The sequence below is a fragment of the Aeromonas finlandensis genome, from assembly GCF_000764645.1.
Classification (GTDB): domain Bacteria; phylum Pseudomonadota; class Gammaproteobacteria; order Enterobacterales; family Aeromonadaceae; genus Aeromonas; species Aeromonas finlandensis.
On sequence record NZ_JRGK01000015.1, the window covers coordinates 1 to 17,100 of the forward strand.

General features: G+C 60.5%; 18 protein-coding genes and 1 riboswitch. Of the genes, 13 read left to right on the forward strand and 5 right to left on the reverse strand.

Translation table 11 applies throughout. From position 1 onward, the window contains the following. The 8 genes from LD28_RS0100730 to LD28_RS0100765 all read left to right on the forward strand — a co-directional run. On the forward strand, window positions 1-353 hold a 353-nt coding region (locus LD28_RS0100730; RefSeq protein WP_033135127.1), incomplete at its 5' end, for an ATP-binding protein. A 330-nt stretch (window positions 354-683) separates the two neighbouring features. Further along, the gene (locus tag LD28_RS0100735) at window positions 684-1,658 is read left to right on the forward strand and encodes a PstS family phosphate ABC transporter substrate-binding protein (RefSeq protein WP_033135128.1); all 975 of its coding nucleotides are present in this window, start codon (window positions 684-686) and stop codon (window positions 1,656-1,658) included. A gap of 179 nt (window positions 1,659-1,837) precedes the next feature. Further along, complete coding sequence (locus LD28_RS0100740) at window positions 1,838-2,644, forward strand: M48 family metallopeptidase (RefSeq protein ID WP_033135129.1); 807 nt, start codon at window positions 1,838-1,840, stop codon at window positions 2,642-2,644. Then, complete coding sequence (locus LD28_RS0100745; protein WP_033135130.1) at window positions 2,632-3,138, forward strand: GNAT family N-acetyltransferase; 507 nt, start codon at window positions 2,632-2,634, stop codon at window positions 3,136-3,138. The genes LD28_RS0100740 and LD28_RS0100745 overlap by 13 nt, the downstream gene beginning before the upstream one ends. Before the next feature lie 107 nt (window positions 3,139-3,245). Further along, window positions 3,246-4,148 carry an ROK family protein gene (locus tag LD28_RS0100750; RefSeq protein WP_033135131.1) on the forward strand — a complete coding sequence of 301 codons (903 nt, stop codon included), beginning with the start codon at window positions 3,246-3,248 and terminating at the stop codon, window positions 4,146-4,148. A 41-nt stretch (window positions 4,149-4,189) separates the two neighbouring features. After that, a complete protein-coding gene (locus LD28_RS0100755) occupies window positions 4,190-4,915 on the forward strand; it encodes a copper homeostasis protein CutC (RefSeq protein WP_033135132.1) in 726 nt (241 codons plus the stop codon). A 150-nt stretch (window positions 4,916-5,065) separates the two neighbouring features. After that, on the forward strand, window positions 5,066-5,677 hold the full coding sequence (locus LD28_RS0100760; RefSeq protein WP_033135133.1) for a BamJ family beta-barrel-assembly machinery protein: 612 nt from the start codon (window positions 5,066-5,068) through the stop codon (window positions 5,675-5,677). A 188-nt stretch (window positions 5,678-5,865) separates the two neighbouring features. After that, a complete protein-coding gene (locus LD28_RS0100765) occupies window positions 5,866-6,180 on the forward strand; it encodes a DUF2845 domain-containing protein (protein ID WP_033135134.1) in 315 nt (104 codons plus the stop codon). 52 nt (window positions 6,181-6,232) lie between these two features. Here LD28_RS0100765 and LD28_RS0100770 read toward each other — a convergent pair whose 3' ends face one another. Continuing rightward, complete coding sequence (locus tag LD28_RS0100770) at window positions 6,233-6,451, reverse strand: DUF1107 family protein (protein WP_033135135.1); 219 nt, start codon at window positions 6,449-6,451, stop codon at window positions 6,233-6,235. A 204-nt stretch (window positions 6,452-6,655) separates the two neighbouring features. Here LD28_RS0100770 and yfcD point away from each other — a divergent pair, with 204 nt between their 5' ends. Beyond that, the gene (gene yfcD / locus LD28_RS0100775) at window positions 6,656-7,138 is read left to right on the forward strand and encodes an NUDIX hydrolase YfcD (RefSeq protein WP_033135220.1); all 483 of its coding nucleotides are present in this window, start codon (window positions 6,656-6,658) and stop codon (window positions 7,136-7,138) included. Window positions 7,139-7,221: 83 nt separating this feature from the next. Here yfcD and LD28_RS0100780 read toward each other — a convergent pair whose 3' ends face one another. Then, window positions 7,222-8,148 carry a phenylacetate--CoA ligase family protein gene (locus LD28_RS0100780; protein WP_033135136.1) on the reverse strand — a complete coding sequence of 309 codons (927 nt, stop codon included), beginning with the start codon at window positions 8,146-8,148 and terminating at the stop codon, window positions 7,222-7,224. A gap of 155 nt (window positions 8,149-8,303) precedes the next feature. On the opposite strand from LD28_RS0100780, the gene LD28_RS0100785 reads away from it, so the two are divergent. Further along, window positions 8,304-8,777, forward strand: a complete 474-nt coding sequence (locus LD28_RS0100785; protein ID WP_033135137.1) for a peroxiredoxin — start codon at window positions 8,304-8,306, stop codon at window positions 8,775-8,777. A gap of 126 nt (window positions 8,778-8,903) precedes the next feature. Further along, window positions 8,904-9,872, forward strand: coding sequence for a calcium/sodium antiporter (locus LD28_RS0100790; RefSeq protein WP_033135138.1), 969 nt, complete (start codon window positions 8,904-8,906; stop codon window positions 9,870-9,872). 88 nt (window positions 9,873-9,960) lie between these two features. Here LD28_RS0100790 and LD28_RS0100795 read toward each other — a convergent pair whose 3' ends face one another. Next, window positions 9,961-11,127 (reverse strand): type III PLP-dependent enzyme, encoded by a 1,167-nt coding sequence (locus LD28_RS0100795; protein ID WP_033135139.1) that lies wholly within the window; start codon window positions 11,125-11,127, stop codon window positions 9,961-9,963. A gap of 507 nt (window positions 11,128-11,634) precedes the next feature. Continuing rightward, a riboswitch (glycine riboswitch) is annotated at window positions 11,635-11,750 on the forward strand. A 264-nt stretch (window positions 11,751-12,014) separates the two neighbouring features. Here LD28_RS0100795 and LD28_RS0100800 point away from each other — a divergent pair. After that, complete coding sequence (locus LD28_RS0100800; RefSeq protein ID WP_033135140.1) at window positions 12,015-13,391, forward strand: alanine/glycine:cation symporter family protein; 1,377 nt, start codon at window positions 12,015-12,017, stop codon at window positions 13,389-13,391. 116 nt (window positions 13,392-13,507) lie between these two features. Here LD28_RS0100800 and LD28_RS0100805 read toward each other — a convergent pair whose 3' ends face one another. Further along, on the reverse strand, window positions 13,508-14,224 hold the full coding sequence (locus LD28_RS0100805; RefSeq protein ID WP_033135141.1) for a lipoyl protein ligase domain-containing protein: 717 nt from the start codon (window positions 14,222-14,224) through the stop codon (window positions 13,508-13,510). Window positions 14,225-14,326: 102 nt separating this feature from the next. Then, window positions 14,327-15,724: a nucleobase:cation symporter-2 family protein gene (locus tag LD28_RS0100810; RefSeq protein ID WP_033135142.1), complete on the reverse strand. Its 1,398-nt coding sequence runs from the start codon at window positions 15,722-15,724 to the stop codon at window positions 14,327-14,329. Between the two features lie 234 nt (window positions 15,725-15,958). Here LD28_RS0100810 and LD28_RS0100815 point away from each other — a divergent pair, with 234 nt between their 5' ends. Beyond that, complete coding sequence (locus LD28_RS0100815; protein WP_033135221.1) at window positions 15,959-17,080, forward strand: GGDEF domain-containing protein; 1,122 nt, start codon at window positions 15,959-15,961, stop codon at window positions 17,078-17,080. Window positions 17,081-17,100: the final 20 nt, after the last annotated feature.

Genomic DNA, 17,100 nt, shown 5'->3' on the forward strand with positions numbered 1-17,100 from the left:
GGGATCAGGAGCAGCTGCGCAGCGCCGTCTCCAATCTGGTCTACAACGCCATCCACTACACCCCGGCGGGACGCAAGATCAGCGTGGAGTGGCGCAGGCAGGGGGCGATGGCACTGTTTGCCGTCAGTGATGAGGGGGAGGGGATCGCACCCGAGCATCTGGCCCGACTGACCGAGCGTTTCTATCGGGTGGATCGAGCCCGTTCGCGCCATACCGGTGGCTCGGGCTTGGGCCTTGCTATCGTCAAGCACGCCCTCAGTCATCATGACTGTCAGCTCGATATCGAGAGCCGGGTCGGCCTTGGCAGTCGCTTCAGCTTTCTCATCCCAAACCGCATGGTGGTGATTAAATAGTCTTTTATGGCAATGGGTTAGCTGCAACAAGAGGGCCTCGGAACGGGCCCTCTTTTCATTGGTTCAAATCTGTCGCCATGTCATTAAAGTGTCACATTAAATCCATAAATTTGTCACTGCCAGGTCAGATACTGGCGCCGTCTTAAGAACGGACCTTCTGTAACTTTGGAGAGTGAGTCGGAATGGAACTCACCGCTGACTCAGTCGAATTGACTACCGCAAGAGAGTGTTAATCGGCGCCATGTATTGGCAATAGCCTTCTGTCACCTTGGAGAGAGGAGACAGAATGAAACTCAAGGTAATCGCCTTTTGTAACTTTGGAGAGATTGGATGAAACTCAACAAACTGGCTGGTGTAATCGGATTTACCGCAGCGACTCTGTTTTCTGCCAGCACCCTGGCTTATGGCCTTGACAAGAATCTGCCGGATTACACCCCGACCAGCGGCATCTCGGGCAACCTGTCCTCTGTCGGCTCGGATACCCTGGCCAACATGATGACCCTGTGGGCCGAAGAATTTAAGCGCATGTACCCCAACGTCAATGTGCAGATCCAGGCCGCCGGTTCTTCTACCGCGCCGACCGCCCTGACCGAAGGTGTTGCCCAGTTTGGCCCGATGAGCCGCGCCATGAAGGCCGGTGAAGAGGAATCATTCGAGAAGCGTTACGGCTACAAGCCGACCGCCATCCGCGTCGCGGTCGATGCGCTGGCGGTGTTCGTCAACAAGGACAACCCCATCAAGGGGCTGACCATGCCGCAGATCGACGCCATCTTCTCCAGCACCCTCAAGTGCGGCGAAGCCAAGGCCGCCACCAAGTGGTCTGATCTGGGTCTGGACGGCAACTGGTCCAGCAAGGATCTGCAACTGTTCGGTCGCAACTCGGTATCCGGTACCTACGGCTACTTCAAGGAGCACGCCCTGTGTAACGGCGACTTCAAGAGCGGCGTAAACGAGCAGCCGGGTTCTGCCTCCGTGGTGCAGTCTGTCTCTGCCTCCCTGAACGGCATCGGCTACTCCGGTATCGGTTATGTTACCTCCGGCGTGCGTGCTGTTCCGCTCTCCAAGGATGGCAAGACCTTTATCGAAGCCAATGCTGACAACGCCATCACTGGCAAGTATCCGCTCTCCCGCTTCCTCTACGTTTACGTGAACAAGCATCCGAACAAGCCGCTCTCCCCGATGGAGCAAGAGTTCGTCAAGATGATGCTCTCCAAAGCGGGCCAAAGCATCGTGGCCAAAGATGGCTACGTGCCGGTGCCGGCCAAGGTGGTAGAGGCTGACCTGAAAAAGCTGGGTATCATGTAACGGCTTGCAGTCAGCATAAGGTGTGAAAACGAGCCCCTGCGGGCTCGTTTTGTTTTGGGTGGCTGTCAGTTCTGTTAATCGCGCTGGATGGATATTTTTCCGCCAGCCGGAGCTGGCTCCCTTGCGTAGCGGTGCGGCATTTCCGAGAATAGGGCAACGTTATGGCAAAGGATCCCTTCATGATTGCGTCCCTCACCAAGTTTGGCCTGGTAGCCCTCTGTAGTTCCCTGTTGGTCGCCTGTGCCCAGTCGCCGACTGGCCGCAGCCAGATGCTGCTCTACTCCCCCCAGCAGATGAGTCAGCTGGGTGCCGACTCCTTCGAGCAGATGAAGAAGCAGGAGAAGGTGAGCAAGGATGCCAAACTCAACGCCTATGTCTCCTGTGTTGCCAAGGCGGTGACCGCCCAGGTGCCAGCCAGCTATGGCATCACCAGTTGGGAAGTGGTGGTGTTTGACTCCAAGCAGGTCAACGCTTTCGCCCTGCCCGGTGGCAAGATTGGGGTCTACAGCGGCCTGCTCAAGGTGGCCAAGAATCAGGATCAGCTGGCCACCGTCATCGGCCACGAGCTGACTCACGTGCTGGCCCAACACTCCAACGAGCGGCTCTCGCGCAGCCAGTTGGCCGGTATCGGTCTGGCGGCAGCCGACATCGCCATGGGCACCAGCGAGTATCGCGGCGCCACCATGGCTGCACTGGGCTTGGGGATGGAAGTGGGGGTCATGCTCCCTTATGGCCGTTCTCAGGAGAGCGAAGCGGATCGGCTGGGGCTGGAGCTGATGGCCCGCGCCGGTTTCAATCCGGCGGAAGCCATTCCCCTGTGGCAGAACATGAGTGCCGCTGCCGGTGGCAAAGCCCCGCCCCAGTTGCTCTCCACCCACCCGAGCAACGAGAACCGGATCGCCGAGTTGCAGGCACAGCAAGCTGACGTGTTGCCGCTCTATCAACAGGCTCGCGCATCGGGTCTGGAGCCCCAATGCAAGGCATAAGCCTGCGCATGGCGCGTAGCGACGATGCCGCCGCCATGACGGTGATGCAGCGGGCCAGCTGGCTCGCTGCCTATGGTCAGGTGCTGGGACCGGATCTGCTGGAGCAGCTTGATGTGACCGCCCACCTGCAGATCTGGCAAAGCCGTCTGGCCGAGCCGGGCCCAAGGCCCATGCTGCTCTGTCTCGATGAGGTGGTGATCGGCCTGCTCTACTGGCAACCACTGCAGGAAGAGGGGCAGAGCTGCGCCCTGATCCGCGCCTTTTACCTCCATCCCGATCACTGGCGGCAAGGCTATGGCAAGCGGCTGTGGCAGGCGGTGGCGATGCAGATGCGCCGCGCCGGTTGCAGTTGCGTCAAATTGTGGCTGCTCGATGGCAACCACATTGGCGAGGGTTTCTACCTGCGCCGTGGCTTTAGTTTCGATGGTCAGGAGCGCACCCTGCTAAGCCTCGGGCAGCCCTGCCTGCAGCGACAAATGAGTCGTTTGCTCTGATCACTCTCCTGTTTTTCGCCCCCGGTCACTTTATTTTTTTTGCGAATTAATACAATGTCCCCCCAGAACAGAGTTGGATAAACACGGGCTGACAAGGGAGTGCGGACATGTATTACGGCTTTGATATCGGTGGAACCAAGATTGCCTTCGCGGTCTATGACGGTGCATTGAACCTCTGCCATGAGGAGCGCATGAGCACCCCGGGCAATGATTACGAAGGGTTGCAGCAGCTGATCCGCACCCGGGTCGAGCAGGCGGATGCCCGCTTCGGCGCGCGGGGTTCGGTCGGCATCGGTTTCCCCGGCGTCATCAACAGCCACGATCACAGCATAGTGGCGGCCAACCTGCCCTCCATCAATGGTCGTCATCTGGGCGCCGATCTGGCCGAGCTGCTGGAACGGCCGGTCAAGGTGGATAACGATGCCAACTGCTTCCTCTGGTCCGAAGTGCATCAGGGGGCGGCCGACGGCGCAGGCAGTGCGCTCGGTGTCACCATCGGCACCGGTATCGGCGGCGCCGTCTATCTGGCGGGCAAGCTGATCCAGGGCCGTAACTGGCTGGCTGGCGAAATCGGTCACTACCCCTTGCCCGCGACCATGCTGATGAAGTACCCCGAGTTGCCCCGTCCCCGTTGCGGCTGCGGCCGTCTGGTCTGTTTTGAAACCTATGCATCCGGCACCGGTCTGGAGCGTCTCTATCACCATTTCCATGGCCAGCGCGCCACGGGTCACCAGATTGTGGGACGCTTCGAGGCCCATGAACCCCATGCGGTCGAGACGGTCGACTGCTGGCTGGAGATCATGGCCGCCGGGCTTGCCACCGCCATTTCGGTGATTGATCCCGAGGTGGTGGTGCTGGGGGGCGGTCTGAGTGAATTGCCCGCCCTCTACGAACAGTTGCCGCTGCGCCTGCCCGGTCACTTGCTGCCCGGGGTCGCCCTGCCCGAGATCCGCCAGGCCCGCTTCGGCGGCGCCGGTGGTGTGCGCGGTGCAGCCTTGCTCAATCTATGAGATCAGATGTGGGGTCTGATCTCCCCGAAAAAGGAGTCCTCATGACCCGTCTTGAAATCTGTATCGACAACCTGGAATCCCTGTTTACCGCCCAGCAATCCGGGGCGGATCGCATCGAGCTCTGCTCTGCGCTGGGTCTGGGTGGCCTGACCCCCTCCTACGGCTTTATGCAACTGGCTGCCCGCCACGCTACCGTGCCGGTGTACGCCATGATCCGCCCGCGCGCCGGGGATTTTTGCTTCAACGACGGCGAGTTCGAAATGATGCTGCTGGATATCGCGGCCGCGCGCGCTGCTGGCCTGCAAGGGGTGGTGGTCGGTTTGCTGGATGAGGAGGGGCGGGTACCAGCCGCCAAACTCCAACAGCTGGTGGATGCCGCTGGTCCGTTGGGTGTCACCTTCCATCGTGCCATCGACCTCTCCTCCGACTGGCGCCTCGATCTGGAAACCATTGTCGCTGCCGGTTGCGAGCGCATTCTCAGCTCTGGCCATGCGCCGACCGCGCTGGCGGGGCTCGAGACCCTGCAAGCGATGCAGCAGGCGCTGGCGGGTCGTGCCAGTCTGATGCCGGGGGCCGGGGTCAATGCCGACAACGTGCGTACCATCATCGAGTTCACCGGAGTGAGCGAAGTGCATATGTCCGGCATGGGTTGGCGCGGTGGCATGGTGCCGCACGGAGTGAACATGGGCACCTCGGATGACGGCCGGGTCAATATCACCGACGGCGCCAAGGTGGCGGCGGTGAGAGCCTTGCTGGATCGCGGTTAAGCCGATCGCCGCCGTTGGGCGGCGTTCATCCGCTTCTTGTGTGAAGTTCCTCCCACTGACGGGGAAATCAGGGGCGGCCCCGGCAGCACCCCGACTAAAAGTCTGATATTATCCCGCCTCTTTACTACATGGATCTGGAGCAACATCTCAATGTCCCAATACGACTCTATCGAACAGAAGGCCAGCTATGGCATCGGCCGCAACATGGGTGATCAGCTGGCGCAGCAAGCCTTCGCCGGTCTGGATATCCCGGCCCTGCAACAAGGTCTGGCAGATGCCCTGAATGGTCTGGAGTTCGCGGTCAGCCGTGACGATATCAATGATGCCTTCCAGGTGATCACTGCACGCATGCAAGAAGAGCAGGAAGCCGTTGCCAAGGCCGCCGCTGCTGACGGCGAAGCCTTCCTGGCTGACAACGCCAAGCGCGCTGAAGTGAACGTGACCGACTCCGGTCTGCAGTACGAAGTGCTGGTAGAAGGCAACGGTGCCGTTCCGGTAGCCGGTCAGTCCGTTCGCGTGCACTACCACGGTACCTTCACCCACGGTGGCGTATTCGACAGCTCCGTCGCCCGCGGCCAGCCGGCTGAATTCCCGGTGACCGGCGTGATCGCTGGCTGGGTTGAAGCGCTGCAGCTGATGCCGGTTGGTTCCAAGTGGAAGCTCTACATCCCCCACGACCTGGCCTACGGTGCCCGTGGTGCCGGTTCCATCCCGCCCTACTCTGCACTGGTATTTGAAGTCGAGCTGCTGGACATCCTGTGATCCTGCTGGCTTGATGCAAACGGCGACCCTCGGGTCGCCGTTTGTTTTTGGGGCTTGGTGATAGACAGCATTTGTCGCAACCAGCGGGCTGGAGAGCAGAAAATGGCGGCTCTTTTGCGCCATTGACTGGTTTTTTCAGAAACGGGAACAGGCATACTGCGACTCATTCGACAGGAAAGGAGAACCCGATGAGCAAGAAGATGAAGAAGGTAGCGGGGCTGGCCCTGTTGCTGTTGAGCATTCCGGCCAGTGCCGATGCCATGCGCTGCAAGAACGCCCTGATCACCGAGGGAGACACCACCGCCGAGATGCTGCTCAAGTGCGGTGAGCCGATGTTGCGCGAAGAGCTCAACCGCAACGAGGAGAACCAGTTTGGCAACATGGTGCAGGTCAAATATGGCGAACGCTGGACCTACAACTTCGGCAAGAACGAGTTCATGCGCTTCGTGACGGTGCGCAACGGCATCATTACCGACATCGAAAACGGCCCGCGCGGCGAGTAGCCGGCGGGCAAAGCATGGATACACCACAGACAGTAGGGCAAGACCCTTTGACTCACATGTCCGGCAAAGGCGCGCTGTGACGAAGCTGGCTGACGGCTTGATTGATCTGGCGAGCCAGTCTTAGCCGCTGGCGGCAGGTCAGGCCATGGAGGCTGATCCTGCCCGCGTTGAATTCAAATGTCCCCAGCGACTCGATGGCAAAATAGCCTCGGTGAAAGCTCTTGATGTAGCGAGCGATCTGCCGTGGGGATAACTGCTTGAACATCTTCATCACAAGGTTCCTGATTGCCTGGACAGGGCACACTATGGTGTCGGTCGATGACACTGAGATGACGGTTTGTAAAGATTTGCATGAATCCTTATTTTGCTGATGGGCTCGGCAAATTGACGGCGTCATCGAAAAAGTTGTGCCATGGCAAACCACCGCACCGATATACTGCGGGCAGTCGAATGGAACGAACGAAAGGGCCTGCGCGTGGAATGGGTTGATGTGGTGGACGGGAATAACCGGGTGATTGGCGTGGCCGAGCGAGCCAAGGTGCGGCGGGAGAATCTCTGCCATCGTGCCAGCTATATTCTGGTGCTCGACGACGCGGATCGGATCCTGGTGCAGCGGCGCACCCTCAGCAAGGATTTCTGCCCCGGCATGCTGGATGCCTGCGCCGGTGGCGTGGTCACGACCGGTGAGGAGATGGAGCTCTCCGCCCGGCGCGAGCTGGCCGAAGAGCTGGGTATCGCGGATGTGCCTTTGCAAGGATTTGGTAGCTTCTATGCCGAAGGGGAGGGCTACCGGGTCTGGGGTGGCCTCTTCAGTTGCCGCTATCAGGGGCCGTTGCAGCTGCAGGCCGAAGAGGTGAGCGCGGTGCACTGGATGAGCCTGGCCGAAATTGCCGAGCGCGCCAGCGAGTTTACCCCTGACTCCCTGCTCGCCATCGCCACCTGGCAGGCGAGGCGCTGACAAGCGTCAGACATTCTCCTCGCCAGAGACAAGACGGGCAGCCTGATGGCTGCCCGTTTGCATTTGTGCATCTGTTTTAGTTGCTACACCAGCTTGAGGCGCCGGTTGGTGCGCCCGCAAGCGCTCGGCTTGGCGAGCCAGTGCCCTTGCCAGTCGGTGGCCAGTCGTAGCAGGGGATACTCCAGATCGAGCCTTGTCACCACCAACTGGCCAGTCTCGTCGCCACTCACGGGGTTGCCGCTGGCGGGATCGATGATCTCGACGATGCAGCTCTCGTTGACGATGAAGCCCTGACCGGGCTGACTCTCGTAGGCCACCACCCCCACATCCTGCCACACCAGACAGTTGAGGGCCGCAATGCCGTGAATGGCGCGCAGCGGTGCCGTTTCGGGATGGGTTGCTTCGCACAGTAGGGCACGGCGCAGCGAGTCGCTCGGGATCTCTGCCGCCTCGGCAGCCTCCAGCAGGTCGAGCAGGGTCACCAGCGGGCCGACATAGCCGGTGGGTTGATAGCGCAGCAGTGCCTCCAGCTGGCGCTGGGTATCGTGGGGCCCGCAAGGTACCACGGGGGCACCCAGCTGACGGGCGCCGTTATCGAAGATAAAGGCGGTGGGGCCGGCGTGGTAGTCGTGGCCGTTGAGCATCACTTCCCCCGCCTTGAAGCCGGCGGCAAACAGCGCCCGGGCGGCGCCCCACCAGTCCGCCCCGGCATATTCGGGGATGGCCAGCTGGCCCGGACAGGAGAAGACCCGCAGTGCCTGACTGGCGGGACGGCCAGTGAGACCGGCAAAGGGGGGGTGAGCCTGCTGGGCAGCAAACAGCTCGGTGCTGTCCAGCAAGGGAAGGGTGGCCAGTTCTGCCAGATCCTCGAGGTGACACTGGCGATAGGCGCTGGAGTAACCGGCGCAGTACTGACTGACATGGGTCAGCTGATGATTGAGCTGGTCCAGTTGCTGCTGTTCGCGCATGGCAGTGGGACGAATTTCCAGACCATCGTAATAGTGTTGCATGGGGCCTCCTGGCGCCGTGAAACCTGCTCAAGAGTAGTCTGCTCGAGGGTAAAATGCCTGCCGTCATCCGTAGCCCAGCTCCGGGCTCCGGTTAGGCTGCGTCATGACTCTGGGATAAACTGGCCACTTTCCACTACGACTCAGGATGAGAAGCCATGATTGCTGTAGGACAACCCCTGCCTGCGGGCGAATTTACCTTTATCACCGCCGAGGGCAAGCAACTGCGGGATAGCCACACGCTGTTTGCCAGTAAAAAAGTAGTGCTGTTTGCGGTGCCCGGCGCCTTTACCCCCACCTGTTCCAATGCCCATCTGCCGGGTTACGTGGTGCTGGCCGACCAGTTCATGGCCAAAGGGGTGGATGCCATCTGTTGTCTCTCGGTCAACGACGCCTTCGTGATGAAGGCATGGCAGACTGCCCAGAACGCCGAGGCGATCACCATGCTGGCGGATGGCGACGGCAGCTGGACCCTGGCGTTGGGCCTTGCCAAGGATACCGGCGCCTTTGGCGGCGTGCGTGCCCAGCGCTTTGCGTTGATCGCCAATGATGGCGTGGTTGAGCAGCTGTTTGTGGAGGCGCCCGGCAAGTTCGAGGTCTCCGATGCCGCGAGTCTGCTGGCCGCACTGTGAAATGTTAATCGCCGTTTGATTTTCCCTTGAAATGGGAGGTCGGCCAGTTACACTGGGCCACCTTTGTGGCAGGAGCCAGGCCCCGAGCCTGGCTCTGCTGTTTGCTGGCGATGGGATGGAGAGATTATGACCCTGGCTTTTGTTGCCCTGATTGCCGGACTGGCGCTGCTGGTCTGGAGTGCAGACAAATTTGTTGATGGCGCAGCCGCCACCGCCCGTTATGCGGGGATGCCGCCGCTGCTGATCGGTATGGTGATCATCGGTTTTGGCACCTCGGCCCCGGAGATGGTGGTCTCGGCACTGGCCGCCTCGCAGGGCAATCCCGGGTTGGCGCTCGGCAATGCCTATGGCTCCAACATCACCAATATCGCGCTGATCCTGGGTCTGACGGCACTGATCAGCCCCATCGCGGTGGCCTCTCAGGTAGTGCGCAAGGAGATCCCGATCCTGCTCGGTATTACCCTGCTCTCCGGCGCCCTGCTGATCGATGGCCATCTGGGCCGGATGGATGCCGCCATTCTGGGAGTCGTCTTCGTCGTTCTGATGGGGTGGTCCATTTGGGCTGGCATGAATGGCAAGGGGGATGCACTGGATGCGGAGACTGCCGAGGATATCGAGAGCGAGGGGATGTCCCTCAAGAGCGCCATTCTCTGGCTGGTTGTCGGGCTGGTGCTGCTGATCGGTGCGTCCCGTTTGCTGGTCTGGGGGGCGGTCACCATCGCTCAGGCGCTCGGTATCAGCGATCTGGTGATTGGTCTCACCATCGTCGCTATTGGTACTTCGCTGCCGGAGCTGGCCTCATCGCTGATCGCCATTCGCAAGAACGAGCATGATCTGGCCCTTGGCAACGTGCTGGGCTCCAACCTGTTCAATACCCTGGCGGTGGTGGGGATTGCGGCGGGTATTCACCCGCTCGATGTGGCGCCGGAAGTGCTTACCCGTGACTGGAGCATCATGATGGGGCTGACCCTGTTGCTGCTGATGATGTGTCTGGGCCGCAAGGGACAGGGGCGGATCAACCGGCTGGAGGGGGGCGTGCTGCTGACGTGCTTTGTCGCCTATACCGGTTGGCTGCTGACCAGCCAGTTTATCTGATTGGTGCCGGTGCAATGAGAGAGGGGGAAGCTCAAGCTTCCCCCTCTTGTTTTTGCCCAGTGAACCTGTTGGCGAGCGAGCGGTGTGCTCAGGCAACCGCCACCAGCTTCTGCCCCTTTTGGCTGCTGTCCAGAATCAGGATGCTCGCCTTGGGGAAGAAGTTGAAGGTGGAGGCCGATGCCCAGGTGTAGGCGCCCATCACCTTACCCACCACCAGCTCGCCGATAGCCAGATCCGGCAGCATGATGCCATCGCGGATCACATCCACGCTGTCGCAGGTGGGGCCGGAGAGCACCGAGTTGTGCTGCTCGCCGCTGGCATAGGGGGTGCTCACCGGATAGGTGACGTGGTCATAGAGCTGGCCGTTGTAGCTGCCGTAGAGGCCGTCATCCAGGTAGTACCAGATCTTGTCGCCGCGGTGGGCCTTGCCCATCACGCTGGAGACCGAGGTCATGGCTGGCGCGCTGATAAAGCGGCCCGGCTCGGCAATCTTCTGCACGGTGGCAGGCAGCTTGGCCAGCGCTTCGCGGATCGGGGCGCAGAAGCCGTCGATATCGAACTCGCCCCCTTCATAGTCGACCGGGAAACCACCGCCGATATCCAGCACCCAGGGTTTGAGCCCGAGCGCCCAGGCCTGTTCCATGATCTCGCGGCAGGCGTCGATGGCTTGCACATGGCGCCGTGAGTGGGGGACCTGCGAGCCGACGTGGAACGACAGCCCCATCACCTTGAGACCCTTGGCGTGCGCCAGTTGCAGCAGCGGCAGCGCCTGCTCCGGGGTACAGCCGAACTTCTTGGAGAGATCGACCTTGGTCTCGGGGTTCGGGAAGCTGACCCGCAGCAGCAGTTTCACTTCGTCCTTGTAGGGAATGAACTTCTCCAGCTCCAGCGGGTTGTCGTAGACAAACACGGTGCAGCCGTACTCCAGCGCATAACGGATATCGCTGTCGCGCTTGATGGGATGGGTATGAATGCAACGTCCCGGGCGAACCCCCTGACTGCGCACCAGATCCACTTCGCCATTGGTGGCCAGATCGAAACAGGCCCCCTCTTCCTTCAAGACAGAGACCACCGCCTCGTGGGGCAGGGGTTTGAGTGCATAGTGCAATCGTACATCGGGCAGGGCGGCGGCCAGCGCCCGATACTGTTTGCGGACGGCTGCCTTGTCGAGCAGCAGCAGGGGGGAGCCGAATTGTTCAACCAGCTGACGGTAATCTTGTGCGACCACATCTTTTGCAACCAGGGTCTCGTTCATTCTCTTTTGGTCATCCTTAGGGGGCGTGATATGCCCAAGCCATATGCGATTGAACCGGCGACGGCCGGGTCAGGCGAGCGGTCCGGTGGGACCAACCGAACACAGTGCATAAATTGATGGCAAAGTGCTTGGTTATGCGCCGGATTATCGGCTTATTGATTCTGTGTGCAAGCATTTTGATTGGATATGTCGGCAAGTTTTTCTTAACGAAACGAGAGAGAGCCCTGTTCTCTATCCGGCACTTTTCCCGTTCGGGTCGCATTTCAGTCGTTAGTGCCTAACTTGTTGATAGTTAACCAACATTTAACAAGGTGGTGAGGTTTTGCCCGGAGGGCAAAAAAGTGCGGCGGTCGGATTTCAAGTGCGAGACAGCTCACATTTTTTGGATTAACATGCCCGCTTCCTAATCCAAACTAGTTCGGATGAAGGTAGCAGGAGAGTGATGGGCAACCATCCACCGAAGAAGTGAATCTTTCAGGTACCGGGCAACCGGTGTGGACTGCTACTGGACGATACTCTGGAGAGACCCGTTAAATCGGGCGCCGAAGGAGCAAGGCACCATGACTACCCGCAAGGGCAGGCTGGCGCCGGAAACTCTCAGGCAAAAGGACAGAGGGGATGGGATGGTTGTACCTGAGCTTGGAACTGTTCACGATCTGTAACGAGAGGTCGTCAGCAAGGTAAAGAGCAGCGCAGGAACCGGAGTGTATGTAAATACATGAGCCTCTCGGTCCCACATAAGCGAGCTGCACATGAGCCTTGATCACGGCCTCGCAGTAAGAGTGTGAACACGTTCTTGGCCCGCATCCGATCGCCTCTGGCTGATCGTGACACCTATGGGAAGATCATCCTTCTCCTCCTTAATTTCTGTTTCTTAAGGAGGATGCATGTCATCAATTCAATCGGCGTTAACCGCCATCGATAGCTTTATTTGGGGTCCGCCCCTGCTGATCCTGCTGGTCGGGACCGGTATCTATCTCACCCTGCGTCTGGGTCTGCTTCAGGTCGTGCGCTTGCCGCTCGCTCTGCGACTGGTCTTTGGCCGCGATCAGGGGCAGGGCAAGCAGGGGGATGTCTCCAGCTTCGGCGCTCTCTGTACTGCTCTCTCTGCCACCATTGGCACCGGCAACATCGTCGGGGTGGCCACCGCCATCAAACTGGGGGGCCCCGGAGCCCTGTTCTGGATGTGGATGGCGGCGCTGTTCGGTATGGCCACCAAGTACGCCGAGTGTCTGCTGGCGGTTAAATATCGCGAGCATGATGCCAACGGCCAGATGGCGGGCGGCCCCATGTACTATCTGGAGAAGGGGCTCGGCTCTAAGCCGCTCGCCAAGCTGTTTGCCCTGTTTGGCATCGGTGTCGCCTTCTTCGGGATCGGTACCTTCCCGCAGGTCAATGCCATCTCCGACGCCATGAGCCTCTCCTTCTCGGTGCCCCGTGAAGCGACCGCCGTAGTGCTGACCCTGATCGTGGCGCTGGTGACCCTGGGAGGGATCAAGTCCATATCCAGCGTGTCGAGCAAGGTGGTGCCCTTCATGGCCATCTTCTACATCGTCGCCTGTCTGGGCGTGCTGGTGAACAACGCCAGCGCCCTGCCCGATGCCGTTATGCTGGTGATCGAGAGTGCCTTCACCGGCCATGCGGCGACCGGCGGCTTCGTCGGTGCCAGCATCATGCTGGCCATTCAGTCTGGGGTGGCGCGCGGGGTCTTCTCCAACGAGTCGGGGCTGGGCTCTGCACCCATCGCGGCGGCGGCGGCCAAGACCGATTCGTGCGTGGAACAGGGGCTGGTCTCCATGACCGGTACCTTCATCGACACCATCATCATCTGCACCATGACCGGCCTGACCCTGGTGGTGACCGGAGTGTGGAGCGGCGATGCAAGCGGCGCGGCCATGACCAGTCTGGCTTTTGCCCAGGGGCTTGATGCCCATGTCGGCCAGTATCTGGTGAGCATTGGCCTCCTGTTCTTCGCTTTTACCACCATCCTTGGCTGGAACTACTACGGCGAGCGCTGCACCGAATACCTGTTTGGGGTTAAGGCGATCAAGCCCTATCGTCTGGTCTATCTGGCGCTGGTGGCGAGCGGTGCTTTCCTCCATCTGGATATGATTTGGCTGTTGGCCGACATCGTTAACGGTCTGATGGCGGTGCCCAACCTCATCGGCCTGATTGGCCTGCGCCATGTGGTGATCGCCGAGACCCGCGCCTACTTTAGCCGGGATCTGGATAGCGAAGCTGAACCGGAGCCGCAGACGGCCTGAACGCCTCAGAGCGTTTCACGTTCCCCTTGAAATGAACAAGCCACGACTCGGGTCGTGGCTTTTTTGTGCGCTATGCCATGGACGGGCGTGTTCCCTCACCCTCCGGGAGAGGAGGATCAGGGTGAGGGGAATAGCCCCTCGCTCAGCAGGCTATCCAGACGTGCTCGCACTTTCTCTACCAGTGCCTGATCGCTACCGCGCCAATCGATGCAGCTTGCCAGCGTGGTGGAGGTTCCCGTCATAAAGCGCAGTTCGCCGCCCGCCAACTCGTAGAAGCGGCTCGCCATCCTGGTTCCCTCATCCACATCGCCAGCAACCAGCAGCATGGCTTGCGCCAGCACGGCGCCCTGGTGATCCTGCCCCGGCGCCAGCCAGCGCTGGGCGGTGCCGGTGATCTTGCGTGCACCGATCACCAGATTGTACTGACCATCGCAAAAGGATCCGGGCACGAAGTCGTAACTTCCCGCAAGGCCGTACTCTGCCAGCAGGGTCAGCAGCGGCGCGCCCAGCAGCCGGTAGTAGTGGGCGAGATCTGTGGTGGTGCGGGGCAGCAGCAAGGATAGGTTGAGAATACCCGCCCCGTGAGGCACGGCGGTGCCGCCGCTGTCGCGCACATGTACCGGCCACCCTTCATCTGCAAGTTGCTGGCAGGCGGCTGCGTAATGGGGGAAGCGGGTATCCTTGCGGGTGACAATCAGGCATTGGGGCGCCTGCCAGAGGTGCGCGCGGGGCTGACCGTCATGGGCACAGTCGCGCAGCCAGCGCTGCTCTTGCTCCAGAATCTGTGCGGGGGAAGTTGTGGCGGGGAGGGGAGAGAGCAGGCGATAGGGCATGGCGGCATCCTCAAAAAAGGCTGCCCAGCACACTACCCGTGGCGACTGGCAAGGTAAAGCCCCGCAGTGCGGGGCTTTGGTTTGCTATCGGTGGGCGATGTCTCAGGAGTGACGCGGTTCGCGCTTTGGCAGCAGCAGGTTCATCACGATGGCGGTGATGCCGCCGGTGGCGACGCCGTAGGAGAGCACGCTTCTGGCCAGCTCCGGCAGGTGTTGCAGCACTTCCGGCACCTGCGCCACACCCAGCCCCATGGCGAGCGATACCGCCAGGATCATCAGGGCGCGGCGATCCAGCTCCTCGCGGGCGATGATGCGCACCCCGGCGGCGGCGATGGTGCCGAACATCACTATGGTGGCGCCGCCCAGCACGGGCTCGGGGATCTGCTGTACCAGACTGGCGACCGCCGGGAACAGGCCGAGCAGCGCCAGCATGGCGGCGATAAAGAGGCCCACATGGCGGCTGGCCACCCCGGTCAGCTGAATAACGCCGTTGTTCTGGGCGAAGGTGGACATGGGGAAGGTGGAGAAAACCGCCGCCAGCATGGAGTTGGCACCATCAGCCAGTACGCCCCCCTTGATCCGCTCCATATAGACAGGCCCTTCCAGCGGCTCGCCGGAGATATCCGAAGTGGCGGTCATGTCGCCGATCGCTTCGAGCGCTGTCACCACGAAGATGATGGCGAGCGGCACGAACAGCTGCCAATCAAAGCCGAGGCCGTAGTGGAGCGGAATGGGCACCATCACCAGCGGACCATCAAAGGTGGGGGCGCTCACTTTGCCCAGCAGCAGCGCCACGGCATAGCCTGCCAGCATGGCGATCATGATGGCGGAGAGGCGCAGCCAGGGGTTACGACTGCGCTGCAGCAGCACGATAAGGCCGAGCACCAGCAGGGAGAGGAAGAGGTTGGTGTGGCTGGCAAAGCTGCCATCAGAGAGGGCGGCATAACCGCCGCCCATGCTGATGAGACCCACCTTGATCAGGGTCAGGCCGATCAGCAGCACCACGATACCGGTCACCAGCGGGGTGATGATCCGTTTCACCAGATGGAGGAAGCGGCTCATCACCACAATGGTGAGGGCGGCCGCCAGCATGGTACCGAACAGGGTGCCCAGCAGGTCTTCGGTGGGCATGGCGGCCTGTTTGAGGGCGAGACCGGAGGCGATGATGGGGCCGAGGAAGTTGAAGCTGGTGCCCTGTACCGAGAGGAGGCCGGAACCGATGGGGCCGAAGCGGCGAGTTTGAATGAAGGAGGCGATGCCGGACATGACCAGCGACATGGAGACGATATAACGGGTGTCGGCGGCAGGGAGGCCGAGGGCATTGGCGATAATCAGGGGCGGGGTAATGATGGCGACAAACATGGCGAGCATATGCTGCAGGGCGGCGAACAGTGTCTGGGGCAGGGGTGGTACATCGTCTATGCCGTAGACCAGTTCGCTATGGGCTCGCCTGGGGGGATGTGCCTCTGGGGTGATGCGTGTGGCAGCAGCCTGTTCCATAAGTACCTCGAATTGTGTGGGGAGGGGGAGAAAATTGGGCGCTATTTTAGTGATTGAAATGGCGCTGACCAGCGCTAATTATGCGAAAAAAGGTTTATTTTTTGATGGGTTGAAACGTTTGCGCGCTGCGATTATCATCTGTCGGTTTGTGTGATCCTTGTCACTGTTTAATTTTCCCTTGCCCCCCCCTACATCGGTGTAGAATGAGCCCTTTGTAGTTGTGTGGAGATCCTGGTGCTGAAATTGGCGGAGTTCTGGAGTGCCAAGGTTCACTCCGAAGACTTTACTCGTACCCGTATGGGTTTTATGACGGTGCGTTTACGCCTGCTCACCGGTCTGTTGATGGTGGGGCTGCCCGCCTGGGCTGTGGTGGATTGGGTGACCTTGCCCGCGATCCATTTCGAGCAGTTGTTCCAGGCCCGGATTTTTTGCACCCTGGCACTCTCTCCTCTCATCCCGCTCTCTTATCTCATCCACTTTCGCCGGGAGCGAATGAAGCTGGCCCTTGGCTATCTGATGGCGGTGATGATGCTTTTCTCCCTCTTCTGCCTGCACAGTTTTGGCACCGAGCAGGAGCTGCAAGCGGGCTACGTAGCCTTCCCCTATCTGCTGATCACCCTGTTTGCCATCTTCCCCATCCCGCTCTCCCTCGGGCTGCAACTGGCGGGGGTGGTGCTGGTGACCATGCTGCTGGGCCACTGGCTGTTGGTGGGCCAGACCATCTGGAGTCAGGCCACCCTGAATCAGGTGTGGGTGCTCGGCATGTTCACCATGGCCAGTTGCTGGGTGCAGTGCGGTCAACTCAACATGTTGCTGCGGCTCTATCGGGAATCGACCACCGATGAGCTGACCGGCATGATGAATCGCCGCTTGCTGATGAAGCAGCTGGAGCAGGCCAGAGTCCGGTTGCAACTCAAGAAGAAGCCCTTTGCGGTGATGCTGCTGGATCTCGATCGCTTCAAGCGGATCAACGATATCTACGGCCATCTGGCGGGGGATGCGGTACTCAAGGAGGTAGCTACCACCTTGGGCGAGCAGCTGGAGCCTGACATGGTGCTGGGGCGCTATGGTGGCGAAGAGTTTGCCATCCTGCTGCACAACTGTGCAGATCTGGCGCAGGCGAGCAAGATGGCCGAGCGGCTGCGTATTGCCGTCGAGGCGCGGTTGGTGAAGAGCCCCACCTCTGACGAATTGCTGGAGGTGACGGTGAGTATCGGGATAGCCATGGCGCGTACCGATGACACCATCGATATTCTGATCAACCGTGCCGATGAGTGTCTCTATCAGGCCAAGATGGCGGGACGCAACTGCGTGGTGGCCGAGCGCCAGCAGGGCGAAAAAACAGATGCCGCCTGAGGGCGGCATCGTGTTGGCCT